This window comes from Nocardioides sp. (assembly GCF_035503875.1).
GTDB lineage: Bacteria > Actinomycetota > Actinomycetes > Propionibacteriales > Nocardioidaceae > Nocardioides.
In genome coordinates, this window is record NZ_DATJTA010000008.1 from 307,900 (window position 1) to 327,017 (window position 19,118).

Below are 19,118 nucleotides of genomic sequence, written 5' to 3' on the forward strand. Positions count from 1 at the left end.
CTCCGACAGAGGGGGAGGCCGATCGACCCATCCGCTGGATTCGAGGAGCCCCGTGTCAGAGACCCCTGCCGCCACGTCCTTCGTGGACCGCCACATCGGCCTGCGCCCCGCCGACGTCGAGACGATGCTCGGTCGCCTCGGCTTCGACTCCCTCGAGGCGCTGATGTCCGCCGCGGTCCCCGGTGGGATCCGGACCACGGCCGAGCTCGACCTCCCGGCAGCACGGGGCGAGGAGGAGGTGGCCCGCGAGCTGCGCGCCCTCGCCGGGCGCAACCGGCCGGCCGAGCCGATGATCGGGCTCGGCTACCACGGCACGACCACGCCGCCGGTGATCCGCCGCAACGTGCTCGAGGACCCGAGCTGGTACACCGCCTACACGCCGTACCAGCCGGAGATCTCGCAGGGCCGCCTCGAAGCGCTGATCAACTTCCAGACCGTCGTCGGCGACCTCACGGGGCTGCCGACCGCCAACGCCAGCCTGCTCGACGAGGGCACCGCCGCCGCCGAGGCGATGACGCTCGTACGCCGCGGCAACCGGAAGGCGTCCGGTCCGTTCGTGGTCGACGCCGACGCGCTGCCGCAGACCATCGAGGTCGTGCGCACCCGGGCCGAGGCGATGGGCATCGAGGTGGTCGTCGCCGACCTGGGCGCCGGGCTGCCGGACGGCGAGCTGAGCGGGGTCCTCGTGCAGTACCCGGGTGCGTCCGGGGAGGTCCGCGACCCACGTGCCGTCATCGCCGCCGCGCACGAGCGCAACGCGCTCGCCGTCGTCGCCGCCGACCTGCTCGCGCTGACCGTCCTCGAGTCGCCCGGGGAGCTCGGCGCCGACGTCGTGGTCGGCTCGACCCAGCGCTTCGGCGTCCCGCTGTTCTACGGCGGCCCGCACGCCGGCTACATGGCCGTGAGTGCCGGGCTGGAGCGGCACCTGCCCGGCCGGCTGGTCGGCGTCTCGGTCGACGCCGAGGGGCGGCCGGCGTACCGGCTCGCGCTGCAGACGCGCGAGCAGCACATCCGCCGCGACAAGGCGACGTCGAACATCTGCACCGCCCAGGTGCTGCTCGCCGTCGTCGCGTCGATGTACGCCGTCTACCACGGCCCCGCCGGCCTGCGCGCGATCGCGCAGCGCACCCACGAGCTCGCGGCCCGCGCGGCCGCCTCACTGCAGCGGGCGGGGTACGACGTGCCGACCACCGCCTTCTTCGACACCTTCCGCGTCGCGGCTCCGGGCCGGGCGGCGAAGATCGTCGAGTCGGCCCGCGAGGAGGGCCTGCACCTGCTGCTCGTCGACGACGACACGGTCGGGCTGTCGTTCTCGGAGCTGAGCGGGGCGCACACGCTGCGCGCCCTGCACACGGCGTTCGAGGTCGTGCCGACGGAGGTCGAGCCGGTCGACGCGCTGCCCGCCGACCTGGCTCGCACCACGCCGTACCTCGAGCACGAGGTCTTCAACACCCACCACAGCGAGACCTCGATGCTGCGCTACCTGCGCCGCCTCTCGGCCCGCGACTACGCGCTCGACCGCGGCATGATCCCGCTCGGTTCGTGCACCATGAAGCTGAACGCGACCACCGAGATGGAGCCGGTGTCGCTGCCCGGCTTCGCCGACCTGCACCCGTTCGCGCCGGTCGAGGACGCGGCCGGCTACCTGCAGCTGGTGTCCGAGCTGGAGGGCTGGCTCGCCGAGGTGACCGGCTACGACCGGGTCTCGATCCAGCCCAACGCCGGCTCGCAGGGCGAGCTCGCGGGCCTGCTGGCCATCCGCGCCTACCACCGGGCGAACGGCGACGCCGCGCGCGACGTCTGCCTGATCCCGTCGTCCGCCCACGGCACGAACGCCGCCTCCGCCGTAATGGCCGGCATGCGCGTCGTGGTCGTCAAGGCCGCCGACGACGGAGCGGTCGACCTGGACGACCTGCGCGCGCAGTGCGACAAGCACGCCGACGACCTGGCCGCGATCATGGTGACCTACCCGTCGACGCACGGCGCCTACGAGGACACCATCACCGAGCTCTGCGAGATCGTGCACGGCCACGGCGGTCAGGTGTACGTCGACGGCGCGAACCTCAACGCCCTGCTCGGCTACGCGAAGCCCGGCGAGTTCGGCGGCGACGTCTCGCACCTCAACCTGCACAAGACGTTCTGCATCCCGCACGGCGGCGGCGGCCCGGGCGTCGGACCGGTCGCGGTGCGCGCCCACCTGGCGCCGTACCTCCCGACGCACGGCATGCACCCCGAGGCCGACAAGCGCGCGGGGATCGGGCCGATCAGTGCGGCGCCGTACGGGTCGGCGGGCATCCTGCCGATCTCGTGGGCGTACGTCCGGCTGATGGGTGCCGAGGGACTGACCCGCGCGACCGCGACCGCGGTGCTGTCGGCGAACTACATCGCCGCGCGGCTGGGCGAGCACTTCCCGGTGCTCTACCAGGGCCACGGCGGGCTGGTCGCCCACGAGTGCATCCTCGACGTGCGCGGGCTGACCAAGGAGACCGGGGTCAGCGTCGACGACGTCGCCAAGCGGCTCATCGACTACGGCTTCCACGCCCCGACGATGTCGTTCCCGGTCGCGGGCACGCTGATGGTCGAGCCGACGGAGTCCGAGGACCTCGCCGAGATCGACCGGTTCTGCGACGCGATGATCGCCATCAAGGGCGAGATCGACCGGGTCGGCGCGGGGGAGTGGAGCCCCGAGGAGTCCCCGCTCCGCGGCGCCCCGCACACCTCCCGCGCCCTGGTCGGCGACTGGGACCGCCCCTACTCCCGCGAGCTGGCCGTCTTCCCCTCCGGCCTCACCGGCCCCAACGGCGTCTCCGACAAGTACTGGCCCCCCGTCGCCCGGATCGACCAGGCGTACGGCGACCGCAACCTCGTCTGCGCCTGCCCGCCCCCGGAGGCCTTCGCCTGACCCCACCAACCGCCGACCCGGCGTGAGTTTGCTGCCGACCCGGCGCGAACTCGCGCCGGGTCGCGGGTTACTGGGCTTGGGAGACGCTCGACATGTTGAAGTCGGGGACGCGGAGGGCCGGGGTGGCGGTGCGGGAGAAGTAGTCGTCGCCCCACTCGCGGCTGAAGCTCGGGACCGTCGCGGAGGCGTGGGTGAAGCGGTTGAGCAGGTCGATCGGGCTCTCGTTGAAGCGGAAGTTGTTCACCGCGCCGGTGATCTCGCCGTTCTCGACCAGGTAGACGCCGTCGCGGGTCAGGCCCGTGAGCAGCAGGCTCTGCGGGTCGACCTCGCGGATGTACCACAGGCAGGTCAGCAGCAGGCCGCGCTCGGTGCCGGCGACCAGCTCGTCGATGCCTCGGGTCGCGCCGGCGACGTCGAGGACCAGGTTGTCGATCCCCGGAGTGACGGGCTGGCCGGTCATCTGGGCCGAGTGCCGGGTCTGCAACAGCGCGGTGAGCTCGCCGTCGCGGATCCAGTCGGTGCGCTCCAGCGGCAGGCCGTTGTCGAAGACGCTCGACTCGTTGCCGGACCGGGAGGCCACGACGAACGGGGAGCACTCCAGGCCCGGGTAGGCCGGGTCGGAGTAGAGCCCGACGCCCGGCCGGGCGATCCGCTCGCCGAGCCGGGTGCCGCCACCCCGACGGCTGTAGACCGACTGCCCCTCGTGGGCGACGCGGGCGCCGGCGTACCAGTAGGCGTCGATCATCAGGTCGGCGACGGCCGTGGGCGGCAGGATCGTGTCATAGCGCCCCGCGGGGAGGTCGACCTGGCGAGCGCTCCAGCCGAGTCGCTGCTCGAGGGCGGTGTCCAGGGCCAGTGCGTCGACGTCGGCGAAGTCGCGGGTGGCGCCGCCGACCCAGGCGCTGCGGGTCAGGTCGGCGGTCTTGCCGGTGCAGCCGTAGTGCCCGGTCGGCTGGACGTGGCGCAGCCGCAGGCCGGTGGTCGAGCCGAGGTACGTCGTCGTCACCTCGTGGTTGACGAACCCGTAGAGCACCCGACCGGCCCCGCTGGCCCGGCCGAACGCCTCGCCGAGGGCGGGTGCGAACGCGTCGTACACGTGGATGTCCGTCGGCACCGAGGCCTCGGACCAGTCGGGCGAGACCCGGTCTCGGGGGAGGTCGGCGGCGTCCTCGGCCGGCGTACCGGCCCGCGCGGCGGCGTCGGCCGCCTCGACGAGCGCGGTCACCTGCGCCTGCGTCGTGGCGCTCCCGCTGACCGACCCGGTCGAGACGCCGGCGGCGGAGCGGACGAACGAGATCACCGTGACCGACACACCGTGCATCACGCCGTTGGTGGTGAGGGCGTTGTTGGCCCAGCGCAGGTTGGCGCCGGTCTCGTCGTGCACGATCACGATGCAGTCGTCGGCGATGCTCGTCGCCACCGCGTGCTCGACGAAGGACTGCGGGGACAGGGTGCTCATCAGTGGCCCGCCTCGTCGGTGGTGTTGAGGATGTTGACGCCGCGGAACAGCGACGTCGGACAGCCGTGGCTGACCGAGGCGACCTGCCCGGGTTGGGCCTTGCCGCAGTTGAAGGCGCCGCCCAGCACCCAGGTCTCCGGACCTCCGACCGCCTCGAGCGATCCCCAGAACTCGGTGGTCGTCGCCTGGTACGCGACGTCGCGCAACTGGCCGACGAGCTCGCCGTCCTGGATCCGGTAGAACCGCTGGCCGGTGAACTGGAAGTTGAAGCGCTGCATGTCGATCGACCAGCTCTTGTCGCCGACGACGTAGATCCCGCGCTCGACGCGGCCGATCAGCTCGTCCGTGCTCGGTCCGTCCGGGGCGGGCTGGAGGCTGACGTTGGCCATCCGCTGGATCGGGATGTGTCCAGGGGAGTCGGCGTACGCGCAGCCGTTCGAGCGTCCGTCGTTCAGCTCCGGCTTCAGGTGGCCCATGGCGCGGTCGAGCTGGTAGCCGACCAGGACCCCGTCGCGGACGATGTCCCACGACTGGGTCGCGACGCCCTCGTCGTCGTACCCCACCGTCGCGAGGCCGTGGAGGAGGGTGCGGTCACCGGTCACGTTCATCACGCCGCTGCCGTACTGGAGGTTGCCGAGCTTGTCGTACGTCGCGAACGACGTGCCGGCGTAGTTCGCTTCGTAGCCCAGCGCGCGGTCGAGCTCGGTGGCGTGCCCGATCGACTCGTGGATCGTCAACCACAGGTTGCTCGGGTGGATCACGAGGTCGTAGCTGCCCGCCTCGACGCTCGGTGCCTTCAGCTTCTCGGCCAGCAGCTCGGGGACCTCGTCGACCTCGGTGTCCCAGTCCCAGCGCTCCGGGCCGCTGCCGACGACGTACTCCCAGCCGCGAGCGACGGGCGGCGCGATGCTGGCCATCGAGTCGAACGTGTCCGCGCCGGTGCCCATCGCCTCGAAGCCCGGCTGCATCCGGACCCGCTGCTGCGTGGTCAGGGTGCCGGTCAGGTCGGCGTAGTACTTGTTCTCCTGGACCTGCATCAGGTACGCCGACGCGTGGTCGACCGCGGCACCTGCCCGCAGCCGTTCGGTCCAGCCGACCAGCACCTCGGCCTTCTCCGCGACCGGGACGTCGAGCGGGTTGACGTCGTACGCAGAGACCCAGGTGACGTCCGGGTGCACCGGCTCGGGGGCGAGCTCCACCGGGACCGGCGTCATCGTCGCCGCCACCCGCGCCACCGCCACCGCCGTCTCCGCGACCCGGACCGCCTCCTCCTCGGTGAGCACGACCCCGGCCGCGAAGCCCCAGGCACCCTGGTGCACCACCCGGACCGCGAAGCCGAGGTCCTCGCGGTCGCTCGCGCTCTGCAGCACCGCGTCGCGGACCGCGAGGTCCTGGTACCTCACCCGCTCGAAGCGGAAGTCGGCATGACTCGCCCCGAGCTCCTGTGCCCGCGCGAGCGCGGTGTCGCCGAGGCTGCGGTACGGCAGCGCGAGGAAGCTGGGATCGACCTGCTGGCCACTCATGTCGCGAACCTACCGGACCTGCGCCAGTCGATTTTTCGGCCGGTCCCAGGGGGTGCCGTTTGGTCACCAACGGCAACTCTGGGGCCGAATCTGTGCCGTTGGTGACCAAACGGCACACCTCGGCAGGCACCACCCGACCCCGGGAGGCCTCAGGCGGCGGGACGACCGAGGGCGCTCAGCCCACGACCGAGACGCCCGAACCGGTGCGCGTCTTGGTGACGACCAGCTGCGTGGGGATCCGGTCGCGCATCTCGGCGACGTGGCTGACGACGCCGACGACGCGACCGCCGTCGCGCAGCGAGTCGAGGGTGTCGAGGACGTCGTCGAGGGTGTCGGCGTCCAGGGAGCCGAAGCCCTCGTCGACGAAGAGGGTGTCGAGGTCGGCGCCGCCGGTCTCCTGGGTGATCACGTCGGCCAGGCCGAGGGCGAGCGCGAGGGAGACGACGAACGTCTCGCCACCGGAGAGGGTGGCGGGATCGCGTGACTCGCCCGACCAGTCGTCGCGGACGAGGAGGCTCAGGCCGCCGCGGGTCTCGCCGGCGCCCCGGCGGCCGGTGTGCTCGAGGGAGTACCGCTGGTCGCTCATCCGCGACAGCCGCTCGTTGGCAGCCGCGACGACCTGGGACAGCCGGTACGCCAGGACGTACGCCGAGAGCCGCATCTGGAGCCGGTTGTCCGCCGACTTGCCTTCGACGAAGCTCGCCAGCCGGGTGGTGAGGTCCAGCTCGGCCCGCAGCGGGGTCCACTTCTCGAGAGTCACCGCCAGCTCGGCTGCGAGAAGGGTGAGGCGCTCGACCCGCGTCGCCCAGGCGGCCTCGGTGGTGCGGGCCGCGGTCAGTGCGGTCAGTGAGCGGCCGTGCGTGCGGGTCAGCGCCCTCAGGTCGGGCGGCGGGAACAGGCCGGCCTGGTCCGCGCCGGGCTCGGCGAGGACCGCCTCCGCGTTGGCGAGGCGCCGCTCGTGGTCGGCGACCCGGGCGGCCAGCTCGTCGAGCTCCTCGCGAGGCAGGGCAGCGGCGAGCGCGCCGGCGACGTCGTCGAAGCCCGCCTCCAGCGCGCACTCCTCGGCCCGGCGCTCCGCCTCGGCGGCGGCATCGGCGGCGGCGTCGCGGGCGTCGAGGGCCCGCAGCAGCGCCCGTGCCGTCCGCTCCCTGTCGAGCAGGTCCGCCAGCAGCGCGGCCAACGACGCGTGGGGAGTGTCGTCGAGCGCTCGGTCGATCTCGGCCCGGAGCACCGCCGCCTCCTGGCCGAGCAGGCGGAGCGAGGCCGCGGTCTCGGCGGCCTCGGTCTCGTGGCGGCGCACCGCGTCGGCGACCGCCGTCACCTCGGCCTCGACGGCGGACAGCGAGCGCTCGACCTCGGGGGCGGTGGCCGCGGCGGACGCGAGGGTGGCGTGGCGGGCACGCAGCTCGTCGAGGTCCGCAGGGTCGCCGGCCCGGGCAGTGGCGTGCTCCAGCCTGGTCGCCAGGTCCCGCGCCTCCACATCCCGCAGGTGCTCGTCGGCGGCGGCCGTGTCGGCGGCCTTCTGGGCGGTGCGCTCCGCGGCGGCGTCGGGGGCGCCGTCCGGGCGGGCGGCCTTCTGTGGGTGCTCGTGCGAACCGCACACCGGACAGCTCGCCCCGACGGCGAGCCCGTGCGCGATCTCCGCCGCCATGCCCTCCAACCGAGCCTGGCGTACGTCGAGCGCCCGGCTGCGCAGCTCGAGCGCGACCTCGCGCGCCGCGGTGTGAGCCGAGCGGGCCTCGTCGAGAGCCACGGTGAGGGCGGCGACCTCCTCGTGCGCCGAGAGCCGCGCCGCCACCGAGTCGACCTCGGCCACGGCCGCACGCGCGGCCTCCCGGCGGGCGCGCAGATCGCCGACGAGGGCGGGAAGCTCAGCAGCACGACCGGTGGCGACCTCAAGTGCCGCGGCGACGGAGTCACGCCGCGCGACGAGCGTGGTGAGCTCCCGGTCGAGCACGGCCAGCCGGTCCTCCCGGGGCTGGAGCGACCGCACCCGAGCCACGCCCTCCACGAGGTCGAGGAGACCCGCTTCGACCGCCTCACGGTCGGTGCCCGGCGGCACCTGCGCCGCCGCCCGCTCCAGAGCTCGTCCGGCGTCCACCGCCACCCGCCGCAGAGGTACGACGGTGGCGGCGCGACGAGCCGCCTCGATCCGGATCCGGGCGGTCGCGTGCTCGTCGGCGGCGGCCAGCAGGCGGGCGTGCTCCGCGGCCGCGGCCTCCACCCGGGCCTGCTGGTCGGCCGTCGCGCGCCCGGCGTCGAGCGCCGACCGGGCGGTCTGCTCCGCCTGGGCCGCCGAGCGGGTCACCGCGGTGGCGGCAGACAGGGAGCCGCGGGTGGTGGTCACGAGCTCGACGGACCACGCCGCAAGCGTCCCGTCATCGGCCTGCGCGGCGAGGTCGCGGACGTCCCAGTCCTCCGGGAGCGGCGTGCCGGCCGACTCCGAGAACCGGCTCACGAGGTCGGCGACGTCCTGATGGACGCGGTCGGAGGAACGGCGCAGGTCGATCCGGCGATCGCGCAGCCAGCGCTCGACGTCCTCGAAGCGTCCGGTGCGGAACAGCCGTTGCAGCAGCTGGTGCCGCTCCTCGGAGCGGGAGCGCAGGAATGCCTGGAAGCGCCCCTGGGGCAGCATCGCGACCTGCGTGAACTGCGCGAGGTTCATCCCGAGCAGCCGGCTGACCAGGTGACCGGCCTCGTCGAGACGGCTGGTCAACGGCACCCATTCACCGTCGATGCGCTCGGAGATCGTCACGGACGCCTGCTGGGCGGTGGTGCCGGAGCCACGCTTCTTCGGACGCTCCCAGGCCGGCGAGCGGACCAGGCGGAACCGGCGGCCGGACAGCGTCGCCTCGAGCGTCACCCGGGGCGCGACACCCGGCGCCGCCTGGTCCGCGCGGAGGCGGCGGGCCGTGGCGCGGTCGCCGGGCACGTCGCCGTACAGCGCGAAGCAGACGGCGTCGAGGACGCTGGTCTTCCCGGCCCCGGTCGGCCCGGACAGCAGGAACAGGCCCGCGCCGGACAGGTGGTCGAAGTCGACCTCGACCGTGTCGGCGAAGGGTCCGAAGGCGGTGACCTCGAGGTGGTGCAGGCGCATCAGTCGGCCTCCGACGAGCCTGGCGAGGCGGAGATCACGGTGTCGACGTCGGAGTCGTCACAGCACGCGTCGACGGCGCGGAAGAGGAGCGCCGTCTCGTCCTCGGACGGCTCCGTGCCGCGCAGCTCGGTCATGAACTCCCGGGCCACGTCGTGGTCGGTGCGGCCGTGGGTGCGCTCGGCCGGCAGGCTGCCGAGTCCGGGCGCGGTGGCCTCGAAGCCCAGCACCAACGTGTGCGGGAACCGCCGGCGCAGCCGGTCCATCGCCCCGGTCGGTCGCACCGCGTCGGTCAGCGTGACCTGCACCCAGGCGTCCTCGTGCGCGGCGAGGTCGGGGTCGTCCAGCAACGTCTCCAGGTCGCCACGCAGCCGAGCGAGCGGCCGCGGCACCGGCGCCTCGACGAAGGTCGTGGAGGTGACGCCCTGCGGCCCGAGGTCGACGAGCCAGGATCCCTTGCGCTGGTCGGCCTCGGAGAAGGAGTACGCGAGCGGGGAGCCGGAGTAGCGCACGGAGTCCGTCAGCGTGTGCGGACCGTGCAGGTGCCCGAGCGCGGTGTACGACACCCCGTCGAAGACCGACGTCGGCACGCGCGAGACGCCGCCCACGCTGATGTCGCGCTCGGAGTCGCTCGGCTGCGCACCGGCGACGAAGGCGTGCGCGAGCACGACCGACCTGGTCGCCGCGGACCGCCCGGCCAGGTCGAGACGGACGCGTCGCATGGCCTCGGAGAGCGCGGCCTCGTGGGAGCGCACCGCCAGCCCCCACGGCTCGCGGACCGCGTCGGGGTCGAGGTAGGGGATGCCGTGGACGGCGACCGGCCCGTGCTCGTCCTCGAGCAGCACCGGGGAGCCGATCCGGCCCGCGTCGGTGCGGATGAACACGCCCGCGGCATCGATCAGCCGGGAGCTGAACCCGAGCCGCTGCGCCGAGTCATGGTTGCCGCTGGTCAGCACCACCTTCGCGCGCGAGGCGGCCAGCCGGGCCAAGGTCTCATCGGCGAGCCGGACCGCGTCGACATGGGGGAGCGCCCGGTCGTAGACGTCGCCCGCGACGACGACGAGGTCGACCCGCTCGGACTCGACCACCGCCAGCAGGTGGTCGACGTAGTCGGCCTGGTGCGTGAGCATCCCCTCGCGGTGGAAGGACCGGCCGAGATGCCAGTCGGAGGTGTGGAGGATGCGCACGGGACGAACCTAGGAGGCACCACCGACAGGACGGCGTACCCACGCCGGGACGTGACGGATCACGCGTAGCGCACGCAGCGCTCCGCCGACGCGAAGCCGTACAGCACCAACCCGGCCTCCTCGGCGAGCCGGACCGCCAGGCTCGAGGGCGCCCCGACCGCGACCAGCGAGCCGGTGCCCACGGCCACCGCCTTCTGGACCAGCTCGAACCCGGCACGTCCGCTGACCACCAGGCACGCGCCGGCCTCGGGCTCTGCTCCCAGGAGCCGGGAACCTGTCACCTTGTCCACCGCGTTGTGCCGGCCGACGTCCTCGCGGATCACCAGCAGCCGGCCCTCCACGTCGGCCAGTGCGGCCGCGTGCACCCCTCCGGTGCGGGCGAAGGCAGGTTGGTGATCACGCAGGCGGTCGGGCAGGGTCCGGACGACGTCGGCCGTCGGGACCGGACCGGACCACGACTCGCCACGGGGGACGTCGAGGACGGCGGCCACGCTGTCCTTGCCGCAGACCCCGCACGCCGCCGAGCCGCTCGAGGCCGCGTCGTGCCGGTGCCCCGGATCCCGCGCTGGCGGACCGCCCAGCGTGACGGTGACGACGTTGAACTCCTGCTCGGCGCTCAGCGTCTCGTCGGTGCAGTAGGCGACGGACCGGATCGTCGAGCCGCCCGCCACGAACCCCTCGTGCCGCAGCCAGCCGGCCGCGAGCTCGAAGTCGTGGCCGGGCGTCCGCATGGTCACCCACACCGGCCGCGCCGGGGCACCCGGCCACTCCACCCGGATCTCCAGCGGCTCCTCCGTCGCGAGCCGGTCCTCGCGGCTGCGCTCGGTGCTGCCGGTGTACTCCCGGACCCGGGTGCGGACGGTCGGACCGGGCCGCCGCGCCGTCATGAGGCGTACGCCGCCCGCGCGGCCAGCATCCGGCGCAGCCGGTCGGTGACGTCGAGCAGCCTGCGTCGTACGGCGGGCTCCAGACCGGGCGTCTCCGCGACGGCACCCGCCCGTTCGACGAGCGACGGGTCCAGCACGGTGATGGGGAAGAAGGCCTCGGTCACCTCGCCCAGTACCCAGCCGCTGTGCGCTCCGGAGAGCCCCGGCACGGCGTCGAGGTAGCGGTCGACGTACGGCGCGGTCAGCTCGGCCTGCTCGGCCTGCCACAGCCCGAGACCCGCCGCCTCGATCTCGTAGTTGCTGGCGCCGACCTCACCGGTGAGCCGGGCCCAGGCGAACTCCTTGGCCTCCGTGGTCGGCAGCGACGCACGTGCACGGGTGTGCTCGACCCGGGCGAGCCCGGTCGGGTCGGCCGCCAGCTCGGCGTCCAGCGAAACGGCGTCGGTACCGCCGAGGGCCGCCAGTCGCACCAGGATCCGCCAGCGGACGTCGAGGTCGGGCTCGATCCCGGCCGGCACGTCGTCGAGCCAGCCGCTCAGCACCGCGGGGTCGCCGGCGGACTTGATCGCGGCGCGGAAGGCCGCGAGCTGGTGCTCCGAGCCGGCGGGCAGCGACGAGACGAGCCCCGTCGTCGCGGCGTGCACCCGCTCCAGCGACCCCGGAGGCGAGACGGGCAACAGGAACTGGAAGACCCAGGGCTGGGTGCGTCGGGCGTTGCTGCGGTGCGGCGCGTCCTCGGTGTCCTCGACGGGGAAGGACGTCACCACCAGGTCGACCGCGTCGGCCGGGTCGAGCGCCGCGTCCACGACCGCGCTGCGGACGGTGTCCCACACGCCCGCCCGCAGGGCGGGGTCCGCGATCGCAGGCAGGGCGTCCTTCAGGGCCGCGACCGTGGTGGCGTCGGGGTGGGTGACCGCCCAGGTGTCGCCGTACGGGTCGATCAGCACCGGCGCACCGCCCGCGTCGTACGGCGTCTCCGCGGCGGCGAGCGTGACCTGCTCGTCAGTCCAGCCGTCCGGCCCGCCGACGGCGACCCGGAACGTGTGGGCGCGGTCGGCGGAGTTCCCGCCCGGGGGAGTACGGCGCAGGAGGCCGGCCGGCCGGTCCAGGCTGATCGTGTCGGCGCCGGACGTCGTCAGCCACTGCTCGGTCAACGGTCCGAGGTCTCCGGCGCCGGCCCGCTCCCAGCTGCCGAGCAGGTCGTGCATGGTCGCGTTGCCGAAGCGGTGCCGGTCCAGGTGGTCGACGATGCCGCCGAAGAAGACGTCGTCTCCGAGCGAGGTGTTGAGCTGGCGCAGGATGGTCGCGCCCTTGGCATAGGAGATGCCGTCGAAGTCCTGCAGGGCGGCGACCGCGTCGACGGCGCCGTTGCCGGCGACGGGGTGCGTGCCCGGACCCTGGTCGGCACCCAGTCCCCACTGCCGTCGCGCGTAGGTGTTGTCGGCCCAGGCGTCGGCGTACTCGGTGACGTCGGCGACGACGCGGGTGCCGAGGTACTCGGCGACCGACTCGTTGAGCCACAGGTCGTCCCACCAACGCGGCGTCACGATGTTGCCGAACCACTGGTGTGCCATCTCGTGGGCGACCGTCGTGGCGCGGGTGATGCGCATCCCGCGGGTGACCCGGGTGTCGAAGAGCAGCGGGTCCCGGAAGGTCACGCAGCCGGGGTTCTCCATCGCGCCGGCGTTGAACTCCGGCACGAACGCCTGGTGGTAGCGGCCGAACGGGTAGCGGATCCCGAACAGCCGGTGCAGCTCGTCGAAGGACTGCCGGGTGAGGGTGAGGAGCTCCTCGGCGTCCTTCTCGAGGGTGCCCGCCAGGCTCCGCCGGGCACTGAGCCCCAGCGGGATGCCGTCGTGCTCGGCCTCGATCAGGTGGTAGGGACCGGCGACCAGGGTCACGAAGTACGTCGACAGCGGATGCGTCGTCTCCAGCTCCCAGCTGCCGGGCTCGACCTGCGTCGCCGCCGCGTTGCCGATGACCGTCCAGTCGAGCGGCGCGCGCACGTGGAAGGTGTACGGCGCCTTCAGGTCCGGCTGGTCGAAGCAGGCGAAGATCGACGGGGCGGCGTCCATGAACGACATGCCGTAGACGTAGTGGCGACCGTCCGCGGGGTCGACGCTGCGGTGCAGTCCCTCTCCGTCGTTGCGGAACGGCATCACCGCGTCGACGACCAGCTCGTTCGGACCGGCCACGGTCGCCAGCGGCAGCCGTCCGCGCTCGAGGAGGCCCGGGTCGACGGTGGCGCCGTTGAGCCGGATCGCGTTGACGCGCACCGGCTTCAGGTCGACGAACGTCGGACCGCCCCGGCTGGTGAACGAGATCGTCGTGACCGAGCCGAAGGTCGCCTCGTCCGCGGCGAGGTCGAGGCGGACGTCGTACCCCTCGACGGTGAGGAGGGCGGCCCGGGCCTGGGCCTCCGTGTGCTGGAGGCTGCGAGAGGGTGCGGTCACCCTCGCACTGTAGGACGCAGGTCATGGCGCCACTTCGCGTGTTCGCCGGTCAGGGAGACTTGACGGTGCCTAGGCTGACCCTTCCGCCAGCGCGACGACCGTCGCCCGGCCCGCCCTCGGAAGGGTTCTCCATGTCTGTGTTCCACCGCCGCCAGCGGCTGGTGTCCCTGGCCACCGCCGCCACCCTGGCCCTGGGCCTCCCGGCGGTCGGTGCGACGCTCCTCGCGGGTCCGGCCCAGTCGGCCCCGCCCGCCGAGGACTGCGCCGTGCCGTTCCCCGTCGACGAGATCGCGACCGGGGACCCGGTCACTGGGGACACCGTGGTGCGGGGGACCACCCCGACCGGCTTCACGGGCGAGATCCTCGGGGTCGTCGAGGACGGGATCGGCCCGGACGTCCCGATGATCATGGCCGAGCTCGACATGCCCGAGTTCGACCGCACCGGCGGGATCTGGCAGGGCATGTCCGGCTCCCCGGTCTACGCCGCGAACGGCGAGCTCATCGGCGCCGTGGCCTACGGTCTGGCCGTCGGCCCGTCGCCGATCGCCGGCATCACGCCGTTCGAGCTCATGGACGACTACCTGCCCGCCGCGGCCCCGCGCCGCGTGGCCGTCGGCAAGGCGACCGCCCGCACCCTCGCGGCCCGGGCGGGCATCAGCACGGACCAGGCCTCCCGTGGCTTCCGCGAGCTGCCGATGCCCATGGGGGTCACCGGCGTCACCGCGCGTCGCCTGGCCCAGCTGCAGGCCAAGCTTCCGAAGCTCGTCGAGCGGAGCACGTACGTCCTCGGTCGCGCGGCCTCCGCCGCGCCGGCCGCCGAGACCATCGTCGCCGGCGGCAACCTCGGCGTGTCCGCGTCGTACGGCGACGTCACGATGGCCGGCGTCGGCACCGCGACCTCGGTCTGCGGCGGACGGGTGGTCGGCTTCGGGCACCCCATGGCGCTGCTCGGGGCGACCACGATGGGTCTGCACCCGGCGGACGCGATCTACGTCCAGCCCGACCCGGTCTCCGCGCCCTTCAAGGTGGCCAACATCGCCCCCGCCGTCGGCACCGTGACCGACGACCGGCTGACCGGCGTGACCGGCACCTTCGGCGCCCTGCCCGCCGCGGCCTCCATCACCTCGAAGGTCACCTACGGCCCGCGCTCGCGCACCGGCACCACCGCGGTCTCGGTGCAGGACCTGGCCGCCGAGATCAGCCTGTTGCAGCTCGTCGCCAACCAGGACCGCGTCGTCGACGGTGCCTCGAAGGGCACCTCGCTGCTGTCGTGGACCATCACCGGCGTCGAGGCCGGCAAGCCCTTCACGCTGTCCTACACCGACCGCTGGACCGGCAGCGACCTGTCCTTCGAGACCAGCCTCGGCGTGGCCGAGCTGGTCGCGCACCTGATCTCCCTGGACGACGTGACGATCCGTTCGGTGAGCGCCAGCGCGAACGTGACCGACGACCTGCGCCGCCACACGCTCGTCGCCGTGGAGCAGCGCCGCGCCGGTCAGTGGGTCCGGGTCACCCGACGCGCCCCCGCCATCGGTCGCGCCGGCAAAACGATCCGGCTGCGCGCCGTCGTCGGCGGCCGGGCGGGCCGGAAGGTCGTGCCGCTGAAGCGGATCAGCATCCCGAAGCGCGCCCGCGGCGTCCTCATGCTCGTCGCCCAGGGCGGCGACGGCGCCTGGAACATGGTGTCGGGCGAGCGGACCGCGCAGATCGGCGCCGATTTCGCCAAGCAGCTGCGCCACGACCAGGTCCGCGTCCAGGTGGGCACCGCGAACAAGGTCGACCTCGGCTCGGACGGCGATCTCGAGGACCTGCTCGAGATGCTGGGCCGCAAGCGCGTGTCGTTCGTCCAGACCCAGACGAGCGCACCGCTCGCGCACGTCGTCGGCGGTTCGAAGACGCTCAGCGTGATCGTGCGCTGACGACGCCGGACCGCCGTATCGTCGGCACATGGGTGCCGACGACGCGCAGGCGCTGCTCGCGCTGATCCGCGAGTCCGTGATCGGCGAGGATCACCTGATGGTGACGCCGTACGGCGCCCGTCGGGTGACCTACGCCGACTACACGGCCTCCGGTCGCGCGTTGACGTTCCTCGAGGACTTCATCCGGGAGGAGGTGCTGCCGTCGTACGCCAACACCCACACCGAGTCCAGCGGCACCGGGCTGCAGACCACCCGGCTGCGCGAGGACGCCCGCGCGATCATCCACGCGGCGGTGAGGGGTGACGACGACACGGTGGTCCTCTTCGCCGGGTCCGGGTGTACCGGGGCGATCGCCAAGCTGATCGGGGTGCTCGGGCTCCGGGTGCCCTCGGTCCTGGAGGACACCTACGGCCTGACCGGGCACATCCCGACCGCAGAGCGACCTGTCGTGTTCGTCGGTCCCTACGAGCACCACTCCAACGAGGTGCCCTGGCGCGAGTCGATCGCCGACGTGGTGGTGATCCACCAGGACGGCGACGGGGGAGTGGACGTCGGGGATCTGCGCGCCCAGCTGGAGAGGTACGCCGACCGCTCCCTGAAGATCGGCTCATTCTCCGCCGCCTCGAACGTCACCGGGATCATCTCCGACACCGCGGGCATCGCCGAGCTGCTGCACGAGCGCGGCGCGCTCAGCCTCTGGGACTTCGCCGCGGCCGCGCCGTACGTCGACATCTCCATGCGGGCGCTGCCCGGCCGTCCCGCGTCGTACAAGGACGCGGTCTTCCTGTCGCCGCACAAGTTCGTCGGCGGTCCACAGACTCCCGGCGTACTGGTCGCGCGACGCGAGCTCTTCGCCAACCGGGTGCCCGACATCCCCGGCGGCGGGACGGTGGCCTACGTCAACGACGACGAGCACCGGTACCTGGACGACCCGACGCACCGCGAGGAGGGCGGTACGCCGGCGATCATCGAGGCGGTGCGCGCCGGACTGGTCTTCCAGCTCAAGGAGGCGGTCGGCACCGACACGATCCGCGAGCACGAGGACCGGCTCCTGGCTCGCGCGGTATCGGCGTGGCGCGCGGAGCCGGCGCTGGAGCTGCTCGGCAACCTGGACGCGCCGCGGCTCTCGATCGTCTCGTTCGTGGTGCGCTCCCCATCGGGCCGCTACCTGCACCACAACTACGTCGTCGCCCTGCTCAACGACCTGTTCGGGATCCAGTCGCGCGGCGGCTGCTCGTGCGCCGGCCCGTACGGCCACCGGTTGCTCGGGATCGACCTGGAGCGCTCGCACGAGTTCGAGCGGGAGATCACCGGCGGCTGCGAGGGGATCAAGCCCGGCTGGGTGCGGGTCAACCTCAACTACTTCGTCTCCGACGCGGTTGCCGACTACCTGGTCGAGGCCGTGCGCCTGGTCGCCCGGGACGGATGGCGGCTCCTCGGTGACTACCGCTTCGACCCCGCCACCGGCCGCTGGCGGCACCGCGACGGCGTCGTGGCCCCGCCCCTCTCGCTGCACGACGTCTCGTACGCCGCCGGGCGGCCGTCGTTCCCCACCCACCGGGCCACCGGCGGCGAGGAGCTGCTGGCCGAGCACCTGCGCGACGGTGCCGCCATCCTCGCCGCATCCGCCGGCCCCGACCTCGACTCCCACCCGGCCCTCCGCCCCGGCGTCATCATCGCCGACTTCGAGCACCTGCGCTGGTTCGACCTCCCGCCGACGAGTTTGCTCGACGCCGAATAGCCGAGTCGGCAGAACTTGCGCGCCGAGTCGGCAGAACTTGCGCGCCGAGTCGGCAGAACTTGCGCGCCGAGTCGGCAGAACTTGCGCGCCGAGTCGGCAGAACTTATCGGAACCGGACGAGCATCCGGCCGGCAGTGGGCCGCTGAGGTCTGCCGTTTGGTCACCAACGGCACGAAAAGGACCCCGGGGACTGCCGTTGGTGACCAAACGGCAGACCCCGGGGTCCCGGCACGAACCGCGCCTCGTCAGCCCTGGAGGCCGAGCGCGAACTCCACCTTCCCCGTCGGGTCGACCGCGGCGTCGAGGATCTTGTCGTCGAGCATGACCGCGGCGGTCTCGTCGAGGTAGATCGTGGCTCCGGCCTGCTCGACGACCTGGTCCCCGGGCTGGGGCTGGTCGGCGGCGCTGACGGCGAGCTCGGACTCGCTCTCGGAGGTGATGCGCAGGCCCGCGGACTCGGGGAGTCCCGGCTGGCTGGAGATGTCCTTGACGATCGTGCTGGCGTTCTCGGTGAGGGTGAGCATGACTCGCCTTTCCGATGGCGTGCAGGTCGCTCCCCACGGAACCCGACGACGGCCGATCGTTCAAGTCGGCGCCGTCCCGGGCGTGTCGATCTGGCAGGCTGCGGCCCATGAGCCACCCCCCGGAGACCTACCGCAGCATCGACCTGGAGCGCACGGGCGACTTCACCTTCGCCGCCACCAACGCCCGCGGGGGAGTGCTGCCGATGGGGAGCGGCGACGACGACTCGTTCACCCCGGTCGAGCTGCTGCTGGCCGCGCTCGCCGGGTGCGGTGCGATCGACCTGGAGCACCTCACCGGGAAGCGGGCTCCGTTCGCCTCCTTCGCCGCCCGCAGCGACGGGCACAAGGTGCGCGACGAGCTCGGCAACCACCTCGTCGACCTGCGGGTGACCTTCGACGTCACCTTCCCCGAGGGGGAGGGCGGCGACCGGGCGCGCGAGATCCTCCCGCGTGCCCTGTCCCAGATCGAGGGCCGGCTGTGCGCCGTGGGCCGGACGGTCCAGGTCGGCGACCCGGTCCGCTACGTCAGTGGGCCGGTCGAGCCCTGATGGCCGCGGTCCGTCCCTGGAGCGACGTACCTCCCCAGCCCGGACGTCGGTACGTCGTCACGGGAGCCAGCAGCGGCATCGGCCTCGAGACCGCGCGGGTGCTCGCGGCCCGCGGCGCCCGGGTCACCCTCGCCGTCCGCGACGTGGCCAAGGGCGAGCGCGCCGCCGCGGGACTCGCCGGCGACGTCGACGTACGCCGCCTCGACGTCAGCGACCTCGCGTCCGTGCGGTCGTTCGCCGATGCGACGGGGGAGATCGACGTCCTGGTCAACAACGCCGGCGTGCTGGGCCTGCCGTTCTCCCGCAGCGTGGACGGGTTCGAGCTGCACCTCGCGACCAACCACCTCGGCCACTTCGCGCTCACCAACCTGCTGCTCCCGCGCCTCACGGACCGGGTCGTGGTGGTCTCCTCGCGCTCCCACCTCGTGGGCGACCTGGACCCCGACGACCTGCTGTGGGAGCGCCGGCCCTACCGGCCGTACGCCGCCTACGCATCCTCGAAGCTCGCCAACATGCTCTTCCTGGCCGAGCTGCAGCGCCGGCTCACGGCCGTCGGCTCGACCCTGCGGGTCACCGGCGCCCACCCCGGCTCGACGGCCACCGGGATCACCGGGCACACCGGCAGCCCGGTGAAGACCCTCGTCGGCCGCTACGGGCACCGCCTGGTCGGCATGTCCATCGCGCGCGGCGCGCTCCCGATCCTGTACGCCGCCACGATGGACGTGCCCGCGAACACCTACGTCGGTCCGCACGGCCGCCTGGAGATGCGCGGCTGGCCGACCGCCGTACGGCGCAGCCAGCGCGCGCTCGACCCCGACCTCGCGAAGGCGCTGTGGGCGCGCTCGGAGGAGCTGACCGGCGTCGGGTTCCCCGGCTGAGCG

The 19,118-nt window shown here is 73.2% G+C and carries 12 protein-coding genes; 5 read left to right on the top strand and 7 right to left on the bottom strand.

The window, feature by feature from the left end; translation table 11 throughout:
* Nucleotides 1–124: 124 nt before the first annotated feature.
* Nucleotides 125–2,902, top strand: a complete 2,778-nt coding sequence (gene gcvP, locus VMF51_RS03145) for an aminomethyl-transferring glycine dehydrogenase (RefSeq protein WP_414689435.1) — start codon at nucleotides 125–127, stop codon at nucleotides 2,900–2,902.
* Nucleotides 2,903–2,969: 67 nt separating this feature from the next.
* Here gcvP and VMF51_RS03150 read toward each other — a convergent pair whose 3' ends face one another.
* The 6 genes from VMF51_RS03150 to pepN form a co-directional block, all read right to left on the bottom strand.
* Nucleotides 2,970–4,361 carry a TldD/PmbA family protein gene (locus tag VMF51_RS03150; protein WP_325472932.1) on the bottom strand — a complete coding sequence of 464 codons (1,392 nt, stop codon included), beginning with the start codon at nucleotides 4,359–4,361 and terminating at the stop codon, nucleotides 2,970–2,972.
* Complete coding sequence (locus VMF51_RS03155; RefSeq protein ID WP_325472933.1) at nucleotides 4,361–5,884, bottom strand: TldD/PmbA family protein; 1,524 nt, start codon at nucleotides 5,882–5,884, stop codon at nucleotides 4,361–4,363. Before VMF51_RS03155 ends, VMF51_RS03150 begins: the two co-directional genes overlap by 1 nt.
* Nucleotides 5,885–6,059: 175 nt before the next feature.
* The gene (locus VMF51_RS03160) at nucleotides 6,060–8,981 is read right to left on the bottom strand and encodes an SMC family ATPase (RefSeq protein ID WP_325472934.1); all 2,922 of its coding nucleotides are present in this window, start codon (nucleotides 8,979–8,981) and stop codon (nucleotides 6,060–6,062) included.
* Complete coding sequence (locus VMF51_RS03165) at nucleotides 8,981–10,165, bottom strand: exonuclease SbcCD subunit D (RefSeq protein WP_325472935.1); 1,185 nt, start codon at nucleotides 10,163–10,165, stop codon at nucleotides 8,981–8,983. Before VMF51_RS03165 ends, VMF51_RS03160 begins: the two co-directional genes overlap by 1 nt.
* 59 nt (nucleotides 10,166–10,224) lie before the next feature.
* Nucleotides 10,225–11,052, bottom strand: coding sequence for a formate dehydrogenase accessory sulfurtransferase FdhD (locus VMF51_RS03170; protein ID WP_325472936.1), 828 nt, complete (start codon nucleotides 11,050–11,052; stop codon nucleotides 10,225–10,227).
* Entirely contained in the window at nucleotides 11,049–13,505 is a 2,457-nt protein-coding gene (gene pepN / locus VMF51_RS03175; RefSeq protein ID WP_325472937.1) for an aminopeptidase N, read from the bottom strand. The genes VMF51_RS03170 and pepN overlap by 4 nt, the downstream gene beginning before the upstream one ends.
* 131 nt (nucleotides 13,506–13,636) lie before the next feature.
* Here pepN and VMF51_RS03180 point away from each other — a divergent pair, with 131 nt between their 5' ends.
* On the top strand, nucleotides 13,637–15,424 hold the full coding sequence (locus VMF51_RS03180) for a SpoIVB peptidase S55 domain-containing protein (protein ID WP_325472938.1): 1,788 nt from the start codon (nucleotides 13,637–13,639) through the stop codon (nucleotides 15,422–15,424).
* A 28-nt stretch (nucleotides 15,425–15,452) separates the two neighbouring features.
* Nucleotides 15,453–17,165: an aminotransferase class V-fold PLP-dependent enzyme gene (locus tag VMF51_RS03185; protein WP_325472939.1), complete on the top strand. Its 1,713-nt coding sequence runs from the start codon at nucleotides 15,453–15,455 to the stop codon at nucleotides 17,163–17,165.
* 245 nt (nucleotides 17,166–17,410) lie between these two features.
* On the opposite strand, the gene VMF51_RS03190 is transcribed toward VMF51_RS03185, so the two are convergent.
* A complete protein-coding gene (locus VMF51_RS03190; protein WP_325472940.1) occupies nucleotides 17,411–17,689 on the bottom strand; it encodes a Fe-S cluster assembly protein HesB in 279 nt (92 codons plus the stop codon).
* A gap of 107 nt (nucleotides 17,690–17,796) precedes the next feature.
* On the opposite strand from VMF51_RS03190, the gene VMF51_RS03195 reads away from it, so the two are divergent.
* Both VMF51_RS03195 and VMF51_RS03200 read left to right on the top strand, forming a co-directional pair.
* A complete protein-coding gene (locus tag VMF51_RS03195; RefSeq protein ID WP_325472941.1) occupies nucleotides 17,797–18,237 on the top strand; it encodes an OsmC family protein in 441 nt (146 codons plus the stop codon).
* Complete coding sequence (locus VMF51_RS03200) at nucleotides 18,237–19,115, top strand: oxidoreductase (RefSeq protein WP_325472942.1); 879 nt, start codon at nucleotides 18,237–18,239, stop codon at nucleotides 19,113–19,115. The genes VMF51_RS03195 and VMF51_RS03200 overlap by 1 nt, the downstream gene beginning before the upstream one ends.
* The last annotated feature ends 3 nt before the right edge of the window (nucleotides 19,116–19,118 follow it).